At 39.7% G+C, this 23799-nt stretch carries 17 protein-coding genes and 2 pseudogenes; 9 read left to right on the forward strand and 10 right to left on the reverse strand.

The window, feature by feature from the left end; translation table 11 throughout:
* Positions 1 to 80: 80 nt before the first annotated feature.
* Positions 81 to 2375, reverse strand: a complete 2295-nt coding sequence (locus G2999_RS08365; protein ID WP_010180643.1) for a TonB-dependent receptor — start codon at positions 2373 to 2375, stop codon at positions 81 to 83.
* Positions 2376 to 2556: 181 nt separating this feature from the next.
* Here G2999_RS08365 and G2999_RS08370 point away from each other — a divergent pair, with 181 nt between their 5' ends.
* Positions 2557 to 4326: an acyl-CoA dehydrogenase gene (locus tag G2999_RS08370; protein WP_010180645.1), complete on the forward strand. Its 1770-nt coding sequence runs from the start codon at positions 2557 to 2559 to the stop codon at positions 4324 to 4326.
* 30 nt (positions 4327 to 4356) lie between these two features.
* Complete coding sequence (locus tag G2999_RS08375) at positions 4357 to 5130, forward strand: SDR family NAD(P)-dependent oxidoreductase (protein ID WP_010180647.1); 774 nt, start codon at positions 4357 to 4359, stop codon at positions 5128 to 5130.
* Positions 5131 to 5220: 90 nt separating this feature from the next.
* Here G2999_RS08375 and G2999_RS08380 read toward each other — a convergent pair whose 3' ends face one another.
* Complete coding sequence (locus tag G2999_RS08380) at positions 5221 to 6411, reverse strand: amino acid aminotransferase (protein ID WP_010180649.1); 1191 nt, start codon at positions 6409 to 6411, stop codon at positions 5221 to 5223.
* A gap of 81 nt (positions 6412 to 6492) precedes the next feature.
* The gene (locus tag G2999_RS08385; RefSeq protein ID WP_010180652.1) at positions 6493 to 7263 is read right to left on the reverse strand and encodes an NRDE family protein; all 771 of its coding nucleotides are present in this window, start codon (positions 7261 to 7263) and stop codon (positions 6493 to 6495) included.
* A 154-nt stretch (positions 7264 to 7417) separates the two neighbouring features.
* Between G2999_RS08385 and G2999_RS08390 the strand changes: the two genes are divergently transcribed.
* The 3 genes and pseudogenes from G2999_RS08390 to G2999_RS08400 form a co-directional block, all read left to right on the forward strand.
* A complete protein-coding gene (locus G2999_RS08390; RefSeq protein WP_010180654.1) occupies positions 7418 to 8653 on the forward strand; it encodes a cystathionine gamma-synthase family protein in 1236 nt (411 codons plus the stop codon).
* Positions 8654 to 8768: 115 nt separating this feature from the next.
* Complete coding sequence (locus tag G2999_RS08395) at positions 8769 to 9281, forward strand: helix-turn-helix domain-containing protein (protein ID WP_010177648.1); 513 nt, start codon at positions 8769 to 8771, stop codon at positions 9279 to 9281.
* Positions 9275 to 10123, forward strand: a pseudogene (locus tag G2999_RS08400) (IS3 family transposase); the annotation flags it as partial. The gene G2999_RS08395 and the pseudogene G2999_RS08400, both read left to right, overlap by 7 nt.
* Positions 10124 to 10193: 70 nt before the next feature.
* On the opposite strand, the gene G2999_RS08405 reads toward G2999_RS08400, so the two are convergent.
* Positions 10194 to 11567 (reverse strand): DUF4397 domain-containing protein, encoded by a 1374-nt coding sequence (locus tag G2999_RS08405; RefSeq protein WP_010180657.1) that lies wholly within the window; start codon positions 11565 to 11567, stop codon positions 10194 to 10196.
* A gap of 187 nt (positions 11568 to 11754) precedes the next feature.
* Positions 11755 to 12295, reverse strand: a pseudogene (locus tag G2999_RS12250) (glutathione peroxidase).
* 181 nt (positions 12296 to 12476) lie between these two features.
* Here G2999_RS12250 and G2999_RS08415 point away from each other — a divergent pair.
* Positions 12477 to 14996, forward strand: coding sequence for a prolyl oligopeptidase family serine peptidase (locus tag G2999_RS08415; protein ID WP_010180661.1), 2520 nt, complete (start codon positions 12477 to 12479; stop codon positions 14994 to 14996).
* A 28-nt stretch (positions 14997 to 15024) separates the two neighbouring features.
* Here the strand turns inward: G2999_RS08415 and rrtA are convergent, their stop codons facing one another.
* Entirely contained in the window at positions 15025 to 15621 is a 597-nt protein-coding gene (rrtA, locus tag G2999_RS08420) for a rhombosortase (RefSeq protein WP_010180663.1), read from the reverse strand.
* A 119-nt stretch (positions 15622 to 15740) separates the two neighbouring features.
* On the opposite strand from rrtA, the gene G2999_RS08425 reads away from it, so the two are divergent.
* A complete protein-coding gene (locus G2999_RS08425; RefSeq protein ID WP_010180665.1) occupies positions 15741 to 16511 on the forward strand; it encodes an enoyl-CoA hydratase in 771 nt (256 codons plus the stop codon).
* A 125-nt stretch (positions 16512 to 16636) separates the two neighbouring features.
* Here the strand turns inward: G2999_RS08425 and cysK are convergent, their stop codons facing one another.
* A complete protein-coding gene (gene cysK / locus G2999_RS08430; protein WP_010180667.1) occupies positions 16637 to 17602 on the reverse strand; it encodes a cysteine synthase A in 966 nt (321 codons plus the stop codon).
* 128 nt (positions 17603 to 17730) lie between these two features.
* Between cysK and G2999_RS08435 the strand changes: the two genes are divergently transcribed.
* Complete coding sequence (locus tag G2999_RS08435; RefSeq protein WP_010180670.1) at positions 17731 to 18576, forward strand: MoxR family ATPase; 846 nt, start codon at positions 17731 to 17733, stop codon at positions 18574 to 18576.
* An 11-nt stretch (positions 18577 to 18587) separates the two neighbouring features.
* Positions 18588 to 19766: a VWA domain-containing protein gene (locus tag G2999_RS08440; RefSeq protein WP_010180671.1), complete on the forward strand. Its 1179-nt coding sequence runs from the start codon at positions 18588 to 18590 to the stop codon at positions 19764 to 19766.
* Here the strand turns inward: G2999_RS08440 and yfaE are convergent.
* Genes yfaE through nrdA form a run of 3 tightly spaced genes read right to left on the reverse strand, consistent with a single transcriptional unit; the run spans position 19763 to position 23558 of the window.
* Positions 19763 to 20002 carry a class I ribonucleotide reductase maintenance protein YfaE gene (gene yfaE, locus G2999_RS08445; protein ID WP_232222441.1) on the reverse strand — a complete coding sequence of 80 codons (240 nt, stop codon included), beginning with the start codon at positions 20000 to 20002 and terminating at the stop codon, positions 19763 to 19765. The two genes, G2999_RS08440 and yfaE, sit on opposite strands and share 4 nt — an antisense overlap.
* Before the next feature lie 56 nt (positions 20003 to 20058).
* Positions 20059 to 21189, reverse strand: a complete 1131-nt coding sequence (nrdB, locus tag G2999_RS08450; RefSeq protein WP_010180676.1) for a class Ia ribonucleoside-diphosphate reductase subunit beta — start codon at positions 21187 to 21189, stop codon at positions 20059 to 20061.
* Positions 21190 to 21236: 47 nt separating this feature from the next.
* Positions 21237 to 23558 carry a class 1a ribonucleoside-diphosphate reductase subunit alpha gene (gene nrdA / locus G2999_RS08455; RefSeq protein ID WP_010180678.1) on the reverse strand — a complete coding sequence of 774 codons (2322 nt, stop codon included), beginning with the start codon at positions 23556 to 23558 and terminating at the stop codon, positions 21237 to 21239.
* Positions 23559 to 23799: the final 241 nt, after the last annotated feature.

Here is a 23799-nt window from a genome sequence, read left to right on the forward strand (position 1 = left end):
TCAACACCGTTTTTTTATGTCGTTTTATTATCAGTGGCTAACAACTACAGTTGATAAACCGAAACGAACGCTAGCCAGTCTTAATAAAAGGACGCTTTAAATTCAACACCGACAATACGTGGTTCGTTAACAATGGCCGTTAGGTTATTAAAATCGATACCACCGCGCAGGTTTTGTTCATTGGTAATATTACGTGCAAACATAGCTACAGAAAAATCATTAACAAAATTTTCATAACCAATGCGTAGTCCACCTTCAAAATTATCATCTGTTTTAAATTCTACAGAGTCATATAAGAAGATATTCGTTTCACCTTGGAACGCCCAATCAGTAAAGAAGAAATATTCACCATTATCACCCGCTGGTACTGAATAACGCGCTGTGAAATTCATGATAGTTTCAGGTGCTTGTGGAAATGGGTTACCATCGATTAACGCTCGGTTATCCACAGTCAACGCATCATTCACGGTACAATTTGGACCAAATTCAGCTGATGCACCACATGGGAATATTGACAGTGAACGATCTTTAATCGCTGTTTTGTTATAACTATACCCTGCGGTAAACACTAAAGAATCTGACGCTAGATATTCCGCATCAATTTCAAAACCAATACCGGTCCCTTTATCAGCATTAATTAACGCTGTGTTATTCGCGCCACCACCAATAGCAGAAAACTGAATATCATCAATGATGTAGTAGAATGCAGCAGCATTTAATCGTAATGAGTTTTCTAATAGGTCTGACTTAAAACCGATTTCAACAGAATCAATCGTCTCTGCGTCAGCAACAGAAGGAGCACCTTCAAAAGCGACATCACGTGCTTGAATTGTTTGAGCACGGAAGCCATTAGCATAACGGGCAAACAACGTCGTATTATTATCTACTTTATAGTTACCAGATACTTCAAAACTGAGTTTGCCATCATCAACATTAATAGGGTCATAATCTTGAACACTGGCAGCACCGATGACTAAAGCAAAGCCATCAACATTTTGCTCACCAACGACTAAGGATTTTTCATCATGTGTATAACGCACACCACCTGTGACGGTTAAACGTTCGTTTAACTCATAGGTAGATTGACCAAACAATGCCCATGTGGTGTTTTCATGAAACACTTCTGATGCACCAAAGAAACCGTCTACACTAGTGACACTGAATGATGAGTCAAAATAATATGCACCGGCTTGCCAATTAAGTGCGCCATCATAGTTACTTGCCCAACGTATTTCTTGAGTTAACTGCTCTAAATCGTTTAATAAATCTTGAGTGACTGCGGTAAATGGAATAAAACCTGGATAGGATGTCTCGTCAGTACCGTCGCCATTGATATCACGTGCTGGATCGACTGACGCACCACCATCAACATCACCTAATGAGAAACCTTCCGCCGTTTCTAGTGCAGTGATTGAGGTGAAGCTGATATCGCCCATGTCGTATTCGATTGTTAGGCTGCTACCGAAACCTTCGTATTTTTGTGGATTATTATCAAAGCCATTACCTAATAGGTTGGCATCATAATAAACCGTTTCACGATCATAAGAATCGTTTAATTGATTGCTTCCACGAGACAAGGCGTTTGCTCTAAAGACCGAAGCAGTGCCATCTAAATCACGACCATGCACGTTTAGTAGCACTGATAAGTCATCGCTTGGCGTATATAACAACTGCATACGATAGGCTTTTTCGTCATAGCCACCTAAGGCATCGTTTTGACCTGAGAAGGCATTGTTGATGTAATCATCACGCGTTTGTGACAGTACTGAAACACGTGCACTGAGCTCATCGGTTAAACCGCCACCGACAGCCGCTTCAATGTTTTGTGTCCCGAAACTAGCCACACCAAACTTCACATATGCATCAAATTCGTCTGATGGTTTGACAGAATCAAATTTCACAATCCCAGCAGTCGTATTACGACCAAATAAAGTGCCTTGTGGGCCACGAATAACTTCTACTTGTTCGACATCAAATAATGGAAAACTTTTTAACACAACATTTTCCATCACGACATTATCCATGACGACAGAAACGGGTTGTGATGCGGCTAAATCAAAATCAGTATTACCTAAACCACGCATGTAAAAACGTGGGGCAACACGACCGTTTGAGCTTTCTGCATATAAGCCAGGAACTCGTGTCGCTAAAGTTAATATGTCATCGCCACCTGAAAATAAACTTTCAAAGCGTTCACCGTTAAGAGTCGCAATTGAGATTGGTACCTCTTGAAGCGTTTGAGTACGTTTCTGCGCTGTAACAGTAATTGTTTCAAGGCCTTTATCAGATGAAGTTTCATCTTGGGCGAAAGCTGAATAGCTGGCTAAAATTGATGACACAGCAAGTGCTAATGATGCTTTTTTATATGCACGCATAGGTTTGATTATCCTGTTATAGATGTTGTGTTGAATGTATGTGTGACTACACGATTTTTAATCGGACATATTATAGACTATTTCTATACTGAACCCTAATGAATTCATGGAATTGATTCGCGTTTACTAGGTTATTTATGTCAGTATTATGTTAGGCATTTGTTAAAAGATAGAGTCAACTATGAGCTTATTTCCCCAGTCAGAATTACATTTTCAATTGTATGAATGTTTAGATACTGAATCGTTGTTAAGTCGTGCGCGTTTTAGCGAACATAATCTTGACACCTTCAATGCGGTTTTAGATACGGCAGAAAAAATTGCAACGGATGTGTTTTTGCCGCATAACGCAAAAGCTGATCATGCTGAGCCACAATTTGATGGGCACAAAGTGAGTATGCTTGAGGATGTTAAAGTCGCTTATGATGCATTTTGTGATGCCGGCTTTGTTGCGGCACGTTTTAATTTTGAAGACGGCGGGATGCAACTACCAGAAACCATTATGACGGGATGTTCGGGATTCTTTATGGCAGCGAATCCATCGACTACTGCATATCCTTTTTTAACCACAGCTGCAGCTAATGTGATTAAACACTTTGCCTCTGAGACCTTACAGGCTCAATTTCTACCTAAAATGTTAACAGGACAGTACAGTGGTACGATGGCATTGACTGAGCCACATGCTGGCTCTGGCTTAGCAGACATCACCACGACTGCGTATCCAACCGAACAAGGCCATTATTTGATTAAAGGAAGTAAATTATATATCTCAGGGGGAGAGCATGAGCTGTCTGAGAATATTATTCATTTAGTGTTAGCAAAAATTCCAGGTGGACCTGCCGGGGTAAAAGGTATTTCATTATTTGTTGTCCCTAAGTTTCGTTTAAATAATGACGGGCAGCCGGAGCAACGTAATGATGTCACACTGGCCGGCTTAATTCACAAATTAGGGTATCGTGGAACGACATCTACAGCCCTGACATTTGGTGAAAATGGTGATTGTCATGGTTATTTAGTGGGAGAGCCACATAAAGGTCTGCAGTACATGTTTATGATGATGAATGAAGCCCGAGTCGGTGTTGGTTTTGGTGCTGCTATGATCGGGTATCGTGGTTTCCAATACAGTTTGGACTACGCTAAAGATCGTATCCAAGGGGGTAAACCTATTGTCGAGCATGGCGATGTTAAACGCATGCTATTACTGCAAAAAGCATATACTGAAGGAGCGATGAATTTATGTTTTTATGGGGCGAGATTAGTTGATGATATGCATACTCATGATGATGAATCCACCCGTCAATCATCAGCGCAATTACTTGATTTACTCACACCTATAATAAAAGCTTGGCCTAGTGAGTACGGTCCTAAATCTAATGATTTAGCTATTCAAGTGTTGGGTGGGGCAGGGTATACGCGTGAATATCCTGTCGAACAGTTATGGCGAGATAACCGTTTAAATCCCATTCATGAAGGGACTAATGGTATTCAAGCACTGGATTTGATAGGGCGTAAATTATGGCAAAATAATCAAGCCGCATTAGGTGAACTACAGCGTCGATTCCAATTGGATTTAGCTAAAGCGAAAGGTCATGTTTCAGTCCAATGTGCGGGTGTCATCATGCCCTTTTTATCGCAGTTACCTCAGGTTATTGCAGTGATTGGCGAAGATTTACATAATGAACAACAAGCCAATACACTAACGAATGCAATGAGTTTTATGGAAATATTCTCATCTATCATTATTAGCTGGATGTGGCTAAGACAAGTGACTGTCGCAGAAAAAGCGTTAGTTGAGCACCCCGAACTTACTCTCGAGCAACAAGCGTTTTATCAAGGTAAATGTCAAACTGGGTTGTTTTACATACAGACGCAACTCCCGTTAGTTCAACCACATATTGATTTGTTAATTAGACATGATGACTCGTGCTCAAGCATGCAAACGTCATGGTTTTAATTTTTCACACAACTTTCTAAGGAATTCACTATGCAAGTGTTAAATACTCAAGCGTTTGTCGGTAAAACCATATTAATTACCGGAGGTGCAGGCGGCATAGGTGCTCAGACGGCACTATCTTTAGCTAAATTAGGGGCCAATATTGTATTATCAGATATTGATGATGATGCCGTTCAAGTCACTATGGGCCATCTAATTGAAACTGGTGCAAAAGCATTATACGTGCACACTGATGTTAGTGACGTAGAGCAAGTATCTGCGTTATTTACGCAAGCCGTAGAGGCATTTGGTCGAATTGATGTTGTGTTAAATAACGCTGGTGTTGAGTATGCTCCTACACCCACTCACTTAACTGATGATGACTTATTTTTAACGAATATCGATATTAACCTCAAAGGTGTATGGTATTGCGTTAAAGCGGCGTTAAATATAATGTTAGCGCAGAAAGGGGGGCAGATCATTAATGTCGCTTCGGTGGCTGGATTGCGTTCTGCCCCATTAATTTCAGGTTATAGTGCTACCAAGCATGCTGTTGTCGGTTTAACAAAATCTGTCGCAGTAGAATATGCGCGGGCAAATATTCGTGTCAATGCGGTATGCCCCAGTTTTATTGATACACCGATGGTGCAACGTACGTTAGCGCATATGGATGAAAGGGGGCAAAAGTCAATTATTGGAGCTAGTCCAATGAAACGATTAGGACAACCTCAAGAAATAGCTAATGCGATTGTGTGGTTAGCTTCAGATGAGTCTAGTTTCATGAACGGGCATTGTTTAACACTCGATGGTGGGATGCTGGCTTAATCTGGATGAGAATTTAGATACAAAAAAAGGCGTGAGTTTTTGTTTCACGCCTTTTTAATTGATTTACGTATTAGTAGAGACTAGCCGTATTTAGAGCACTGATACTAATGCTTTAGATAATGCATCAACATTACTTAAGTTAATACCTGCAATATTCACGCGTGACGAATCAACAAAGTAAACACTATGTTCGGCACGAACTGCTTGCACTTGCTCTGGTGTGATACATAAGAAGGAGAACATCCCTTTTTGGTCATTCACAAAGCTAAAGTCTTTTGGTGCACCGTTCTCAGCCATTTTAGTTACCAATAAGGCTCGTAAATCACGCATACGGTTACGCATTTCGTCCACTTCGGCAACCCAAGAGGCTTTCAATGCATCATCATGTAAAATGATATCAACTAACGCACCGCCATAAGAAGGTGGCATTGAGTAAATACCACGAGCGATTGCTTGAATTTGTGATTGAACAATTGGGGTTTGTGCTGAGTTCTCAGTGACCATCACTGCAAGACCAACACGTTCGCGATATAAACCGAAATTCTTAGAGCATGATGCTGCAATAATGACCTCAGGAACAGATTCCACCATGAGGCGCATACCAAATGCATCTGTTTCTAAATCATCACCAAAGCCTAAATATGCACTGTCGATAAACGGTAACCAACCTTGTTGTTGGGCTACTTCTGCGACTTGACGCCACTGATCTTGAGTCAAGTCAGCACCAGTAGGGTTATGACAGCAAGCATGTAATAAAACTACGTCGCCTTTAGGAATAGTTTTTAATGTATCTAACATCGCATCAAAACGAATAGATGCTGTTGCTTTATCAAAATACGGATAAGTATCTAATGCAAGGCCTGCATTTCCGATCAATGGGATATGATTGGCCCAAGTAGGGTCGGATACCCATACTTTCGCATTATCGTTACAGCGTTTTAATAACTCTGCAAGGATACGTAGCGCACCACAACCTCCTGGTGCTTGAACTGCAGCCACTCGATTCGCTAGTACAGCAGGATTGCCTTTACCGAGTAATAACTCGAGCATACCATCGATATAGCCTTGTACACCTTGAGGTGTGATATAGGTTTTAGAGGTTTCACTTTCTAATAAACGAGCTTGTGCTTGAGCCACAGCACCAACGATAGGCGTATTACCTTGTTCGTCCTTATAAACACCGACACCAAGATCAATTTTATTGGGGTTAGTGTCAGCACGAAAAGCAGCAGAAAGTCCTAAAATAGGATCAGGGGCAAGAGCAGGAAGAACTTCAAACACGAGAAAATACCTTATTATTACGATTGAGAGACGCATTATGCCATTTTTAATGGTAAATGCACTTAATTTAGGATGTCTTATCTAAGAATTAATTATAAACGAATATGCCTGAGTCTGCGTAACTTGACCTGTTGGGTCATATGAACGCTCTTCCCAATTTAGCGCGTGATGATGATCTACTGTAATCACGGTAGAACAGCGGGTCCCATAATCTGGGCTTTTGATGAAAATCGAAGAAAGCATTTTTTCCCACGGTTTTGCAATACCTGTATCGGGTAGGGTCTCATCACTGGCTTGGGTAGGATCGGATAAAATAGCAAACAATTGCTCAACTACTAATGGCTGTTTGGACTGACATAATGCATTGAGTGCGTTAACGCCTTGTTGTGTTTTTGGCCAAGGCGTATTGAGTTGAGCATTTGACAGGCCATACACACCTTGTTTAAGCGCATGGTGTTCTTGGGTGTGACTGTTGAACACCTGTAAATTTTTCCAGTCTCCGTAAACTAAATTAAAGCCATTGTAATCAGTCGCTGTATTTTTTAGATGCTGGGTATGAACTTCCCATGAACCTTTATATTGCAGGGCATTCACCACTAACTCTCCACGGGTCATTGCATCAAAACGTTCTTTAGATGGTGCTCTAATATTCGTTAAAGCTGCAATATGACCGTTTTTTGCGACACCCAACCAAGTGCCTCCAGCTTGGAGGTCCTTACCTGCCAGCATGTGAGGCTTACTTTTCCAAAAATGAGATGGCTGGGTTAAACGCGCATGAAACTCATCACGATTAGCTGCAATAATTAGAGGATAGTCAGGATGCTGATCGACCGCAATAAACAAAATACACATAAATTTATTTCAAATGATGAAGAATAAAGATGTCATTAGTATAAATAATAACAAACTTTTATGAAACATCTCTAAGAAGTCGCTTTTAGAGCACACGGTCTGTTTGAAAATATGATAAAGTTTAAAATAAGTATAGTTTAATGGAATAGTATTTTTGAAAGAGTTCGGTAAGACCACGCAACTAGTGCATGCAGATAAATCATTAAATCCACAAATAGATGGTGCAGTACATTCTCCCGCTAACCAATCTGTTTTATTTGAATTTCAAGATGCTCAAGACATCGTCGATGCGTTTCAAGGCAAGATAGCTGCACATGTATATTCGCGGTCATCTTCATCAACTAATACGAGCTTACAAAATGTGATGAATCATCTTGAACAAGGTATTGGGGCGGTCACCTTTGCCACTGGTATGGCTGCAATAAGTACTGTAATGCTGAGTTTATTAAAGTACGGTGACCATATCATTGTCAGTGATTTCCTGTTTGGAAACACCAGAAGTTTTTTTAAACATCTACAGAAATTAGGCATTGAAGTAAGCTTTGTTGATGTCACTGATGTTCAACATGTCGTCAATGCCAAACAACCTAATACGGTGTTAGTGTTTTGTGAAAGTCTATCTAATCCTATGACTCATATTGCTGATTTATCAGCGATTGGAAAATATTGTCAAGGCCAACAACTGTTATACATTGTTGATAACACAATGTCGCCTAGTGTGATTTTTTCAGCAAAAGATGCAGGTGCGAGCTTGGTGATTTCATCTTTAACAAAATATGTGTCAGGCCATGGACAGGTGTTAGGTGGCAGTGTAGTAGATACTGGATTATTTGATTGGCGTCATTACGCTAACGTTGAACCTATGTATCAAGTTGGAGATAGTGCTCAATGGGGTCTAACACAAATTCGTAAAAAAGGATTAAGAGATATGGGGGCAACATTACCTGCGCCTTCAGCTTCTACTATATTAGTCGGGCTTGAGACCCTTGATTTACGCTATCAAAAAGCGTGCGAAAATGCGCGCAAATTAGCTCAACACTTTATGAATCATCCTAAAATTAAACAAGTGTTTTACCCAGGTTTAGCCTCTCACCCTCAACATTTTTTGGCTCGTGACCACTTTTCAAGTTATGGTGCTTTAATGAGTATCGAACTACCTGAAGGTGAAGATATTATTCAATTCATTAATCGTTTGAATTTAGTGATTTGTTCAACTCATTTAGGGGATACTCGAACATTAGCCATACCGGTCGCGCAAACGATTTTTTTTGAAGCGACTCAAGTAGAGCGTGATAGAACAGGGATCACTGATCAAATTGTGCGCTTGTCTATTGGTATTGAAGATGTTGATGATTTGATTGCTGATTTTGAACAAGCTTTAAACGCCTAAGATTTAATAGGTTAAGTTGAAATAGAACAATCTGAATTAGTTTTAAAAATTATAATAAAAAAGCTACCTATTGAAGTGACCCCCGAAAGCTAGACAAAACCTTCGGGGGTTTTTTATGTACAAATCAAAATATCAACCAGCATTTAAAGTTATGTTGGCTCGATGCGCACTAAACGGCGACTCATCGTATTCTCTGGCCAAAGAGTACTATGTTTCCTCAAGCCAAATACGTTACTGGGCACAGATTTATTCTATACATGGTCCTAGCGGATTAATATCACCACTTATTGATGCTTCTGCCAGTATCAAACTGTCTATTCTTAATGCCATGCATGAAAATGCTTGGTCACTTGGATATACCAGTGCTACATTTAAATTATCTTCTCCAGGTATTTTATATCGTTGGCAACAAGACTTTGATGCTTATGGGTTATCTGGACTGCATCCCAAACCAAAAGGTCGAAAAGTGAAGCATAAAGCCGTAGGCAAACAAACGAAATCAATTCAAGCGATGACGGATAAAGAACTACGTGAAGAGCTCGAGTACCTACGTACAGAGAACGCTGTCTTAAAAAAGTTAGAAGCCTTAGCTCAACAAAAGCGCACTCAAACCAAGAAAAAGTCTTAGTCGCGATAGAGTTAAAGGCAAGGTGTAAGCTTCCGTTATTGCTAGAGATATTAGGTCTGGCACGCAGTGTATACTACTATCATGTTGCTAGAGTCAGTGCTGCTGACAAATATGCGGATGTCAAAGCATGTATAAAAACGATTTATCATGAGCACAAAGGGCGATACGGATACCGCCGCATAATGTATACGTTGAGACAACATGGTCACTATATCAACCATAAAACGGTGCAGCGTTTAATGCAGCAACTTGGATTGAAGTCTACCGTGCGACCGAAACGTTATAATTCCTATCGTCACGACGCAGGACAATCCAAACAAGAGCTAATGAACCGTGATTTTGAAGCAACTCAACTCAATCAAAAGTGGGTTACAGACGTTACTGAGTTTAACGTTCACGGCCAGAAAGTGTATCTATCTCCGGTCATCGACCTGTATAATCGCGAAGTTATCGCGTATCGCACAGCTAAAAATGCTACTTTGCCACTAGTAAGTGATATGTTAAAAGATGCGTTAAACACTTTGGAAACGGATGATAAACCGATGTTCCATTCTGACCAAGGTTGGCAATATCGGCACAAAGGAATACAGCAAATGCTCGCAGATAAAAACTTAACGCAAAGCATGTCCCGTAAAGGTAACTGCTTGGATAATGCGGTCGCTGAAAGCTTCTTTGGTGTATTAAAAACAGAAATGTATCATAGACAGAAATTTAAAAACGCGGATGAACTCATTAAAGCAATTGATGAATACATCCATTACTATAACCACAAACGCATTAAGCTAAAACTAAAAGGCCTGAGTCCGGTAGAGTACCGAAATCAAGCCTTGAAAGCTGCTTAATAAAGTGTCCAAGTTTAAGGGGTCACTTCATATGGGTAGCTTTTTTATTGAGTGTTAAAATACTGAGTATTTAAAAATCATCAGCTAATATCAATTGAACTGGACCGCCACCATCCACTGCATCAACAGCTAGAGCAGTATAAATTTTGTTAGCTTCAAGTGATAACAAACCAGTATCAAGGGCAACATCTTTAGTTCCTGTTGGTGTGACAGTTACATGATAATCACCTGATGCTAAAGAGACATAACCTGTTTCTGTAAGCATACCTGCACTAAATGGTACACCACTAAAAGCAGGAGTTGCATCCGCAATTTCACCATCTGCAGTCACATAAATATCTACCGAGCCTGCCGCAGGAGAAGCATGAAAAATACGTACCTGTGCTTCTGTGGCAATACGACGTGGCATATCCATGACTAAATCTAATTGGATGTTAGCAAGTGTATTGTTTGCAATAGCAGTATAAGTTTTACCGGAGTCTAACATGATTGATGCATCATCGATCACGACCACTGAATTATCCGCATCTGCCGCAACATCGATTAAATAGGTACCCGCTGCTACTGATGCATAATCGGTTACACCTAGAAAGGGCGCACCATCAAATAAAGTCAGTGCGTTATCTACAATTACGTCGACCGCCGGGGCATCAGCGACTGCATGAATCACTCTGATATCAGCAGGTGTGTTTCTATCCATTAAAGTAATTGATGCTGTTTTAGTTGCCACCACTAATGCTACTGGCGAATCACCTGGACCTACATTTTCAGTTGCTGCAATCAATAAATTTTCTTGGGACGCCAAGCCAACAGGCCCTGAATCATAGACTACGGTGTCTGAACCTGCAGGGGTAATACGAATACGGTAATCTCCCGACGCAACAGATATTAAACCAGTAGCGTCTTTGTACGCAGCAGTAGCCAGCACGGTTGACGATGATAATGTAGTGACATCAGGCGCTGTCACGTGGATATCTACCGTTGGAGCGGATGGAGCGGCATGGACGATTTGGAGCTGAGTGGTACCAGCACTGTCCATTGAAGGCGTAGTATTTAAAGCGAGTAACTCTAAAGTGCCTGCGGCGACGGAGCCTACTGCTAAGACTGTGTTTAATTCACCTGGTTGGGCAACAAGATCAGCACTCAATACTTCTACATTGCCAGCGGGTGTGATTGCACTCACGGCAACAGGGTATACATTTTCAGGGACTGAAATAATGCCAGAAGCGGTTTGATAATCAACATTTTCTAACCCCGCTAATATGTCACCGCCGGCCAAAATATTGACTTTGGGAGCATCAGGTGATGCATGAACCACTCGTACCATGGAATTACCAGGTACTCTCGGGTCTGAGGATTCAAATGGAGAGGAATCATCACTACTACCACAAGCAGCAAGTGACATTGCTATACCAACAACTAACAAACTTTTTAAATTTAACATTAGTCTTTCCTTTTTTTAAATGACGCAAATTTGTACGGCTGAATATAGAGGAAGAGATCACACTGTTGGAATGACATTGTTAAATAATATAACGTTAACTTAACAAGTGATGGAAAGATTTTTTGCCAAAAAAAACGCCACATTGAAGTAGCGTTTAGCTCAAATATTAACCCAGAATCTAGATAACTTAGGGCTGAATAGCGCGCTCTATGTCAGCAATGAGTTCAGCATCATCTGGTTTTGTAAATGATGAATAAGAATCCACTAAATTGCCTTTTCTGTCGACAAGATATTTATAAAAATTCCATTTAGGAGTGGTGTCTGCTTTTTTTGCTAGCAGGCGATATAAAGGATCGGCATCATCCCCTTTAACTGAAATAGTTTCAAACATCGGAAATTTTACGCCATAAGTGAGCTCGCATAATTCTGCTGTCTTCCCTTCATCATTATATTCTTGATTAAAATCATCTGATGGAAACCCAAGTACCATGAAATTTTTGTCTTTGTATTGACTGTATAAAGACTCGAGCCCTTCAAATTGAGGCGTGAAACCACATTTACTAGCCGTATTTACAAATAATATAGCTTTGTCTTTGTATGCTTCACACAAGTTAACGGTTTCTTGAGAGTTGAGCTTTCGTTCATAAATTTAAAACGTCCGGACACTCGCTCGCTATGGTAGATTGGCTAACAAACAATATAGCTAGTGTTAGTATGATTTTTTTCATTATAAGAATTCTCTGAGTAAAACAACATTAGGTACTATTAATATAGCGTATATCTTGGGGAATAGATCAACTAATCGATGTTTACAGGTTAAAAAGCGTTTGTACATTGCCCACGATTAATTTTTATGATGAGATCTAGAAATTATTTTTCATAATTATTATAAAAACAGGACAACAATTTATGCTGAAGCCGTTAAGATTTTCATTAACATGTGTCGCCATATCTTTGCTTATGGCATGTCAGTCGTCATCCAATGCCCCGCAAACACCATCAATGTCTTCCAATAATACTGTGGTAAAACAGAGCATATCGAATGTATTAACTCGCCCAGCATCGTTTGAAGAACCATCGGTGCAATCCGATTCTGATCTGATAACGTTAGAAAAAATCATGTCTGACCCAGATTGGTTAGGGCGTTTTGCTGACAATGTGGGTTGGTCAGTGTTAGGCGATCACATCGTGTTTGAACGAAAAAGACATGGCAGTAGTATTAAAGATGTCTTTCAAATCAGCCCTGAAAATATCGTAATAAATGGTGAACTAGCGTCGCTAAAAAATATTCATTTACTTCAAGCAGAGGAGCGTGTAGTCAGCCAAAATCAACGTTTTATCGCATGGATCTATGATGATATTGGGTTTATCTATGATGCACAATCTCGTTCTGCCCATAGTTTTTCACACGGTCAAGAAGCCGTGTCTCAGCTTCAATTTATGCTAGATGGTCGTTTATCATTCAAACAAGGGTCACATATTCATGTTATTGATCCTGAGTCATTTAAGCGCCAATCACTTTTTAGTTGGGCGTTTGCGGATAAGCCCGTTGCAGTTAAGCCAGGGGCAGATTATATCGCCCAAGAACAAATTTCACTTATTAAATACATTCAAGTCAAACGTCAGCAACGTCAAGAACAGTCTGACTATCAACAACAATTGATTGAATCGAACTCTGAACTAGAACAAGTACCGTTTTATTTTGACAAAGATTATCGGTTGTCTGCCGTATCCGTTGCGCCAAATGGAAAATGGGCGATTATTGCGACACGCAAACAAAGTCAATGGCGACAAGATAGCGACATCATGCCTCATTATATTCAAGAGGATGGGCGAATTGCGAGTATACCGGTTCGCGCTAGAGTCGCAGATGCAAAACCGCAAAATGATGAACTGTATCTAGTTGATTTGACCAATAATAGTATCCATGAACTAGCAACCTCGGTATTACCAGGATATAACGATGATGTGCTTGAAACGGTTAAACGTGAAAACGCACAAGCTCGTGGTGACACTTATCAAACTAACCGCTTACCTCGAGATATTACATTAATGAGTAGCTGGTATTGGAGCGAGCCACCCATTTATTGGCATACCTCTGAAAACCAAGTCGGGATTATGCTCGAAGCTTGGGATAATAAAGACCGTTGGATTGCGACAGTAGATTTTGATAAAAAATCACTTGTTACCCAGCATCGTTTGAGTGATGAAGCTTGGATTAATTACGCCTTTAATCGATTCGGTTGGTTAAAAAATGAAGCTTCCTTATATTTTTTATCTGAACATACTGGTTTTTCTCAATTATACGTAAAACCCGTTAATGGTGAGTTACGAGCATTAACTCAAGGTGAATTTGTTGTTGATAGTATTTCTCAATCACCAGATGGTCAGTACATTTATTACAAGGCGAATAAAAAGCACCCCGGGATCTATGAAATTTATCGAGTTGATACCACTGACGGAGCCTCTGAAGCATTAACAGATCTCAATGGTATGACCGATTATGTATTGAGCCCGGATGGCTCTCAATTATTATTGACCCATTCCTCCATGAATCGACCTCCTGAATTATTCTTAGCCTCAGTTGAGAGAAATAAACCTCCACAAGCCTTGAGTCAGTTTGTATCTGATGAATATTTATCAATGAATTTTAAAGCGCCGAGTATTATAGAAGTTCCATCTTCTCATGTTGATAAGCCGATTTACTCACGTCTTTACATGCCATCTCAATCTGATTTAAGTAATCCACGACGTGCGGTCATCTTTAATCACGGGGCAGGGTATTTACAAAATTCGCACATGGGGTGGTCAGGTTATTTTCGTGAATATATGTTCCATAATATGCTTGCTCAGCAAGGATATGTAGTTCTAGATATGGATTATCGAGCTTCAAAAGGATATGGCCGTGATTGGCGCACCGCGATTTACCGTCAAATGGGTACCCCTGAAGTACAAGATTTACGTGATGGTGTAAATTGGTTGGTGGCTAATGCAAATGTCGATAGACAACGTATTGGTACATACGGTGGATCATATGGCGGTTTCATGACCTTCATGGCTATGTTCACAGCACCTGATTTATTTCAGGCCGGTGCGGCATTACGACCTGTGTCTGATTGGGCACATTACAATACGCCATATACTTCAAATATCTTAAATACACCCGATATTGATCCCATTGCCTATGAAAGAAGTTCACCGATATATTTTGCTGAAGGTCTTGAAAAACCGCTACTGATGAATGCGCCTATGGTGGATAATAATGTATTCTTTGTGGATGTCGTGCGCTTAGCACAGCGACTCATTGAATTAGAAAAGATCCATTTTGAAACCGCTATTTACCCCGTTGAACCACATGGGTTTGTCCAGCCTAGTTCATGGTTAGATGAATATCGTCGTATTTTCATGCTGTTTGAGGAACATCTCTAGGCATCGGTGATTTACTGAATGACTCGGGCTATTGATTTTTTTTCTTTAGCCCTTGTTGACCAAAATATACTATTGCATAAATAATACCCGCGACAGCACCAAAAATATGGGCATCATACGCCACATTTGCTTCGATTAGTGATGCAGTATTGTCATTTATTTGATGCTGTTCAAAATAGAGTTTTACCATAATACCTAATATCAATAACCCGCCTGAATAACGTTTTTGCCTGATATCAGCTACTGCACCATAACAAAATAAACCGTGTAAAGCCGCTGATAGGCCAACGTAATAGTCGATATGAGGTGCAAAGAGCCATACAGCGGCTGAGGAAAAGACAGCACACCAAGATAACAATATAAATGTATTCAACGGCGAATAGTGCTCACCATGTAAGGCCCATAATAACGCAAGACCAGTGATGTTTAGACCCCAATGATATAGGTTAGTATGCCATAGTGCGTGGGTTATCAGCCGCCACACTTCGCCATTATTTACCGCTGCATGAACAAATTCAACATTACCTACGTAATCGGCAAATAACCATTGATTGAGTGTACTAATAAACGCAACAATTAAAATTGTTAACCAGTGTTTATAATGAGTTGGAAAAAATGTTAACAAGAGGTTTAAATATATCTTCTAATTAAAACGATTATAAGTATACTACCATAGTCTATAAGATTTCTTATGTAAGATTTCACAGACTTATATCTACCTCGCAACACACAGGATATTAAGCTATGACGGATGTTAGCATTGCCCACCATGATAAAACGTTGACCTTAACGTTATCTCGCAGTCACAAAAAAAACGCGTTTACTCAACAAATGTACATTGATTTAGCTAATGCGATTAATTTTGCGCAACATGACCAAAATACTCGAGTGATTGTCATCCAAGGTAGCGATGGATGTTTTACGGCCGGTAATGATATGTTCGATTTTGCGTCGATTAAGAGCCAAAACCTTGAATCAATTAATGGTACAGAGCAATTCATGTTGGCATTAATGGAGTCAAGTTTACCAGTAGTGGCAAAAGTAGAAGGTTTAGCTATTGGTATTGGTACCACGCTATTGTTGCATTGCGATTTTGTGTATGCATCAGCTACGGCTAAGTTTATGATGCCTTTTATCAACTTGGGATTAGTACCTGAATACGCCTCTAGTTATATTCTGCCGCGTTTAGCTGGGCACGTAAAAGCTGCTGAATGGCTGATGCTTGGCGAAAGCTTTACGGCAGATGAAGCTCATCAAGCAGGAATGATTAATGCCGTGTTATCTCCAGAAGAGTTAAATGCAAAGGTCGATGAGGTGGTTAAAAAATTAACACTAGCCCCCCGTATCCCACTATTACAGACTAAGCAATTGTTAAAAACGAATCATGAAGTAGTGAAAAAGCATGTTTACAAAGAATTAGAGATTTTTGTCTCAGCGATGCATTCAGAAGCTGCTCAAGAAGCATTCAGTGCGTTTATTGAGAAACGCCAACCTGATTTTAGTGCGTTTGTATAAGATTATGAGTGTATTTTAGCTCTGATATTCTGACCGAAAGCACATAAGATTAAGCACTATTACGGTCCACAATACATAAAAAAAAGGAAGCTTACCGCTTCCTTTTTTATCAGTTCAATCGTGTTTTACTGTACTTCTTCAAGATCAGAAAACTTTCCAGCAAACATTGGGCTTGATAAATAGCGTTCAGTACCCGACGCTAAGATAACAACAATGTTTTTATCTTTATTTTCTGGGCGTTCAGCATAACGTTTTGCCGCGACGACTGCAGCACCAGAAGAAATACCCACTAGGATCCCTTCTTGTTTTAATAACTTATCAGCCATTTCCATACATTCTTCATTAGTGACTTGCTCAACTTCATCAATCAAGCTTAAGTCTAGATTCCCAGGAATAAATCCGGCACCAATCCCTTGGATTTTGTGAGGGCCAGGGGTTAGTTCTTCGCCAGCTAATGCTTGTGTGATGACAGGAGAGTCTGTTGGTTCGACAGCGACAGTGGTAATCGCTTTACCTTGTTTTTGTTTGATGTAACGAGATACACCTGTGATAGTACCGCCAGTACCGACACCTGCAATAAACGCATCGATTTCTCCATCAGTATCTTCCCAAATCTCAGGCCCTGTAGTTTTAAAATGGATCTCTGGGTTAGCAGGGTTATCAAATTGTTGTAGTAATAAATATTTGGATGGATCCGAGGCTACGATTTCTTGAGCTTTCGCGACAGCACCTTTCATACCTTTTGGTGCTTCAGTAAGCACTAAGTTTGCACCAAGGGCTTTTAATAGTTTTCGACGCTCAAGAGACATACTACTAGGCATGGTTAAGGTTAATTTGTATCCGCGAGACGCTGCAACAAAAGCCAATGCTACACCGGTGTTACCCGAAGTAGGCTCAACCAACTCGATACCTGGTTTTAAGACGCCACGTTTTTCGGCATCCCAAATCATGTTTGCACCAATACGACATTTTATAGAAAAACTGGGATTACGAGATTCGATTTTTGCATAAACATTACCAGAGGTAACTCGATTAAGTTTGACCAGTGGAGTGCGACCAATCGATAAGGAATTGTCGTCAAATACATTCATGGAGATGTCCTTTTATATATAGTTTTTGGTTATAAGTGTATATTCAACGAGATAACTTCATTTTTGAAGTGATATTTTGATATAAGATAGTATGAATTGTTAACTAACCGTATTCTTAAGAGAGACTTATGAAATTTACTGGTACCAATGATTATATCGCAAGTAATGAACTCCAGCTTGCCGTCAATGCCGCTATCACGCTGCAAAAGCCATTACTTATTAAAGGTGAGCCGGGCACTGGTAAAACAATGTTAGCTGAACAGCTTGCTCAAAGTTTAGATACTGAACTGATCCAATGGCATATTAAATCCACTACCAAAGCCCAACAAGGGTTATATGAATATGATGCAGTATCACGTTTAAGAGACTCTCAGCTAGGGGATGACAAAGTTCATGACGTCGGTAATTATATTATTAAAGGTAAATTATGGGAGGCGTTTACGGCAGATAAACCACCCGTGTTGTTGATTGATGAAATCGATAAAGCGGATATTGAGTTTCCTAATGACTTATTATTAGAACTCGATAAGATGACATTTTATGTTTATGAAACTCAAGAATGGGTGACAGCTGTCCAACGACCCATCGTTATTATCACGAGCAACAATGAAAAAGAATTACCGGATGCATTTTTACGTCGATGTTTTTTTCATTATATTCAATTTCCCAGCGCCGAACAAATGCAAGAGATCGTTGATGTCCACTATCCTGACTTAAAGAAAAACCTTCTAGATGCTGCCCTCAAACGGTTTTTTGAATTGCGGGATATTCCTGGATTGAAGAAAAAACCGTCTACGTCAGAACTCATAGATTGGTTAAAATTATTAATGGCTGAAGATATTGATCCTGCTACGCTACACAGTGATGATCATAAAAATGATTTACCTCCTTTATACGGAGCATTGGTTAAAAATGAACAGGATATACATTTGTTTGAAAAATTAATGTTCATGGCGCGTCGTCAAGACCGTTAAGGGTAACAAACATGCTCATTAATTTCTTTTTAACCCTTAAAAAATATCAAGTCCGCACGACGATGCGAGAGTTGCTCGATCTACTTAATGCGCTTAAACATGAAGTGGTGTTCAGTGACGTAAATGCTTTTTATTATTTATCTCGAACGGTCATGGTGAAGGATGAATTGCAATACGACAAGTTTGATCTTGCTTTTGCAGATTATTTCAAAGGGATACAAGCGATTGATATTTTTGATCAAAACATTCCCAATGAATGGTTAAGGAAAGAGCTTGAAAAGCGTTTATCACCCGAAGAAAAAGCAGAGCTTAAAGCTATGGGGGGACTTGATAAACTGATGGAAACATTACAAGAGCGTCTTAATGAACAGGAAAAACGTCATCAAGGCGGCAACAAATGGATCGGCACAGGTGGGACTTCGCCATTTGGTGCGTATGGTGATAATCCTGAAGGAGTGCGGATTGGTCAGGATGGGAATCGAAACTTTTCGGCCGTTAAAGTATGGGATAAACGCACGTTTAAAAACTTCTCGGATGATGAGTCATTATCTTCTCGTAATATTCAAATGGCGCTACGCAAATTACGCCGATTTGCTAGAACCGGCGCCGCTGAAGTATTAGATATTCATGACACCATTGGAGCTACAGCAAAAAATGCTGGATTACTTGATATTAAAATGGCCCCTGAACGGCATAATGCAGTCAAAGTCTTAGTGTTTTTTGATGTAGGTGGTTCGATGGATGCTCATGTGCGTCAGGTCCAAGAATTATTTAGTGCAGTGCATAGTGAGTTCAAATATCTAGAATATTTTTATTTTCATAATTGTGTGTATGAAGGCGTATGGAAAGACAATGCCCGTCGGGCACAAACGATCAGTATAGATGAGATCACGCGTAGCTTTGGCAGAGATTATAAATGTATATTTGTCGGTGATGCGACCATGGGACCTTACGAAATCACTTATCCTGGGGGGAGTGTTGAGCACTGGAATGAACATGCTGGTGAGTATTATCTTAATCAATTATTAATGCATTTTAATGCGAGCGTATGGCTGAACCCACAACCTGAACAAGTTTGGCGTTATCATCACTCTATTCAAATTATTCGGCAGTTCATGTCAGAACGTATGTACGGATTGACTGTTAAAGGTTTAGAAGAAGCTATGTCGACATTAGTCAAAAAACACTAAATGGCTAGAGTGATATCTGTTATTGGTATGGTACAACAAGGTAAGATTTCATCATCGTCAATAAACGCTAATGGGTCTAAAGTATAATCCACTTCGCCAGAAATTAACTTACAACGACAAGCCCCGCAAAAACCTTCACGACAATGATATTCGACTTCTATACCTTGCACCTCTAAATCATCTAATATCGAATGATCCGGTGTACTTAAAAAAGAAGGCCCATTAGTAACACTAATAGACCTTGCTTGTTTATCTTTATTCACGAATGATACTTCACGTGATAAATAACGTGTTATAGCTCAAATTCATCAAAATCATCTGCGGATACTTCAGCATCGATTTGACCAACTAGATAGGAGCTTATTTCAGATTCTTGTGGTGCAACTTGTACGTTGTCAGAATTTAAGTAGTTATTCATCCAAGGTAGTGGGTTACTCGAGACATCGAATGGTTGACCTAAACCGATAGCCGCCATGCGTTGATTAGCGATATATTCAACATAAGAGCACAAGATTTCTTCGTTTAAACCAATCATTGAACCGTTGTTAAATAAGAATGCTGCCCATTCTTTTTCTTGCTGCACAGCGTTTAAGAAAATATCACGGGCTTCTTGTTCACATTCTTTCGCAATCTCAGCCATTTCTGGATCGTCTTTGCCTTTGGCCCACAGATTTAATACGTGTTGGGTAGAGGTTAAATGTAAATTTTCGTCACGGGCAATCAAACGGATAATTTTAGAATTACCTTCCATTAATTCTCGTTCTGCAAATGCAAATGTACACGCAAACGAGACATAAAAACGAATCGCTTCTAATGCGTTGACTGAATTCATGCATAAATACAATTTCTTCTTAAGTTCACGCATGTTAATAATATGAGTTTCACCGTTAACTTCATGCGTACCTTCACCTTGGGTTTGCCATAACTGAGTAGCAAAAATAAGATCGTCGTAGTACTTAGAAATATCTGCCGCACGGCGTTTGATTTCTTCGTTTTCGACGATATCTTCAAAAATGTTACTCGGATCAGTAAACAAATTACGTAAGATATGCGTGTAAGAACGAGAATGAATAGTTTCAAAGAAAGACCAAGTCTCAATCCAAGTTTCTAATTCAGGTAAAGAAACAATCGGTAACAATGCAATGTTCGGGCTACGTCCCTGGACAGAATCTAATAGGGTTTGATATTTTAAGTTAGAGATGAAAATGTGCTTTTCAGCATCACTTAACCCTTGAAAGTCCATACGGTCTTTACTGACGTCAACTTCTTCAGGACGCCAGAAAAACGAGATTTGTTTTTCAATCAATTTTTCAAAAATAGCGTGTTTTTGTTGGTCATAACGCGCTACGTTTACCGGGTTGCCAAAGAACATAGGCTCTAGCATAAAGTCCGTATTTTTTTGATTAAAGGTAGTATATTTCATGTGTTTACACTTCTATTTAATTGTTGTAGTTGAAGCATGCGTGCGTGTTAAATTTTACACGCGCCGCCAGCACATCCATCATCTTCTTCCTCAATAACCACTTGGGCCTGAGGTGTTTGTTTGATTGCTGATAGATCAGCATCACTTGATTCACCCGCACCATCTCGGGTGTTATGGTAATACAAGGTTTTAATGCCCAATTTATAAGTGGTAAGTAAGTCTTTAATGAGTAATTTCATCGGGACTTTATTACCTTCATATTTACTTGGGTCATAACTGGTATTAGCCGAAATTGTTTGGTCCACAAACTTCTGCATGATGGCGCATAATTGTAAATAACCATCGTTTGAGGGCAGGTCCCACAGTAACTCATACTTGTCTTTGAGATTCTCATAGTCAGGCACAACTTGTTTAAGGACACCATCTTTACTTGATTTTATACTGATATGACCGCGTGGTGGTTCAATCCCGTTAGTTGCATTTGAAATTTGAGATGACGTTTCAGAAGGCATTAACGCAGATAATGTTGAATTTCGTAAACCATGTTTAACGACACTCTCACGTAAACTATCCCAATCTAGATGTAACGGTTCATCACAAATGTTATCGATATCTTTTTTGTAAGTATCGATAGGCATTAACCCTTGAGAATAAGTCGTTTCATTAAATAATGGACAAGGCCCTTGCTCAATAGCTAGATTATTAGAAGCTTTCATTAAATAATATTGGATCGCTTCAAAGGTCTTATGGATTAATCCATTCGCACTATGATCAGAGTATTTAACACCATTCTTCGCCAGGTAATAAGCAAAGTTAATCACACCAATACCTAGCGTACGGCGTCCTAATGATGCATTGCGAGCAGCCGGTACTGGGTAATCTTGATAATCGAGTAAACTGTCTAGTGCACGTACGGCCAAATCTGCTAACTCTTCGAGCTCATCTAATGATTTAATTGCACCCAAGTTAAAGGCTGATAATGTACATAAAGCGATTTCACCCTCAGGATCCATTACATGCTCCAACGGTTTAGTCGGTAATGCAATTTCTAAACATAAGTTAGACTGTCGTACTGGTGCCACTTTAGGATCGAAAGGACTATGCGTATTACAGTGATCAACATTCTGTAAATAAATACGACCAGTACTTGCACGTTCTTGCATGAATAAGCTGAATAGCTCCATCGCCTTGATACTTTTCTTACGAATACTAGGATCGTTTTCGTATTTGACGTACAACTCATCGAATTTATCTTGGTCAGCAAAGAATGCATCATATAATCCAGGCACATCTGATGGGCTGAATAAGGTAATATTCTGGTTTTTAATTAATCGAGTGTACATTAGTTTATTAAACTGTACGCCGTAATCGAGGTGACGAACACGATTTTCTTCAACACCTCGGTTGTTTTTAAGTACAAGTAATGATTCGACTTCTAAATGCCATAAAGGATAGAAGAGGGTTGCAGCACCACCACGGACACCACCTTGCGAACAACTTTTAACTGCTGTTTGAAAGTACTTATAAAAAGGAATACAACCAGTATGAAATGCTTCACCACCACGGATTTCACTACCTAATGCACGGATACGACCAGCATTAACACCAATTCCAGCGCGCTGTGAGACGTATTTTACAATTGCAGAAGACGTTGCGTTAATGGAGTCTAAACTATCTCCTGCCTCAATCAACACACACGAGCTGAATTGACGAGTAGGGGTGCGAACGCCTGCCATGATGGGCGTAGGTAAAGAAATCTTGAATAGTGAAACAGCATCGTAAAAACGTTTAATATAATCAAGACGTGTCGCTTTTGGGTAATTTGCAAATAAACAAGCTGCGACAAGGACATACAAGAATTGTGCACTTTCGTAAATCTCTCCACTTACACGGTTTTGGACTAAATACTTACCTTCAAGCTGCTTGACTGCAGCGTAAGAAAAATTCATATCACGCCAATGATCGAGGAAACCGTCCATCGCTTCAAATTCTTCAGCAGTATAGTCAGCCAGTAAATGTTCATCGTATTTACCACGCTCAACCATAGACTTAACATGATCAAATAACTTAGGTGGTTCAAACTGACCGTAAGCTTTCTTACGCAGATGGAATATTGCTAAACGGGCAGCAAGATATTGGTAATCAGGAGAATCAGTTGAGATTAAATCGGCGGCTGACTTGATTAATGTTTCGTGGATAACTTCAGTGCTGATGCCATCAAAAAATTGGATATGTGCTTTTATTTCTACTTGAGACACAGAGACGTTATGTAAATCTTTGGCCGCCCATGTGATGACTTTATGAATTTTATCTAAATCGATGGCTTCGGTTACGCCATCGCGTTTGGTAACTGATAATTGTTTGTTCATGTTAAATGCCGTTTATTTTAATATTTATATGCAAATATCTAACTAGTAGATTTTCTGTTAACCAACAATCTTTCTCGTGCCAAGCAATATTTAATTCAACCTATGATGAATTGATACGACTTGTGTTAAAAAACAGGAAGATAAAATTAATGGTCTGCGAAATAGATGGTAGGCACAAGATAATGTGGTTTAAGTTGCAATGCAACCACTAGATGATGTGTTTTGTAGGTTAAAAAACCAT

The organism is Glaciecola sp. HTCC2999 (assembly GCF_000155775.1).
Lineage (GTDB): Bacteria > Pseudomonadota > Gammaproteobacteria > Enterobacterales > Alteromonadaceae > Opacimonas.

What these genes read in the sequence shown, in the direction of transcription:
- G2999_RS08405 (WP_010180657.1), bottom strand. Translation starts at nt 11,567, where the DNA reads ATGTTAAATTTAAAAAGTTTGTTAGTTGTTGGTATAGCAATGTCACTT.
- G2999_RS08440 (WP_010180671.1), top strand. Translation starts at nt 18,588, where the DNA reads ATGCTCATTAATTTCTTTTTAACCCTTAAAAAATATCAAGTCCGCACG.
- nrdB (WP_010180676.1), bottom strand. Translation starts at nt 21,189, where the DNA reads ATGAAATATACTACCTTTAATCAAAAAAATACGGACTTTATGCTAGAG.
- G2999_RS08365 (WP_010180643.1), bottom strand. Translation starts at nt 2,375, where the DNA reads ATGCGTGCATATAAAAAAGCATCATTAGCACTTGCTGTGTCATCAATT.
- G2999_RS08435 (WP_010180670.1), top strand. Translation starts at nt 17,731, where the DNA reads ATGAAATTTACTGGTACCAATGATTATATCGCAAGTAATGAACTCCAG.
- G2999_RS08385 (WP_010180652.1), bottom strand. Translation starts at nt 7,263, where the DNA reads ATGTGTATTTTGTTTATTGCGGTCGATCAGCATCCTGACTATCCTCTA.
- nrdA (WP_010180678.1), bottom strand. Translation starts at nt 23,558, where the DNA reads ATGAACAAACAATTATCAGTTACCAAACGCGATGGCGTAACCGAAGCC.
- G2999_RS08425 (WP_010180665.1), top strand. Translation starts at nt 15,741, where the DNA reads ATGACGGATGTTAGCATTGCCCACCATGATAAAACGTTGACCTTAACG.
- G2999_RS08370 (WP_010180645.1), top strand. Translation starts at nt 2,557, where the DNA reads ATGAGCTTATTTCCCCAGTCAGAATTACATTTTCAATTGTATGAATGT.
- G2999_RS08415 (WP_010180661.1), top strand. Translation starts at nt 12,477, where the DNA reads ATGCTGAAGCCGTTAAGATTTTCATTAACATGTGTCGCCATATCTTTG.
- G2999_RS08375 (WP_010180647.1), top strand. Translation starts at nt 4,357, where the DNA reads ATGCAAGTGTTAAATACTCAAGCGTTTGTCGGTAAAACCATATTAATT.
- cysK (WP_010180667.1), bottom strand. Translation starts at nt 17,602, where the DNA reads ATGAATGTATTTGACGACAATTCCTTATCGATTGGTCGCACTCCACTG.
- G2999_RS08395 (WP_010177648.1), top strand. Translation starts at nt 8,769, where the DNA reads ATGTACAAATCAAAATATCAACCAGCATTTAAAGTTATGTTGGCTCGA.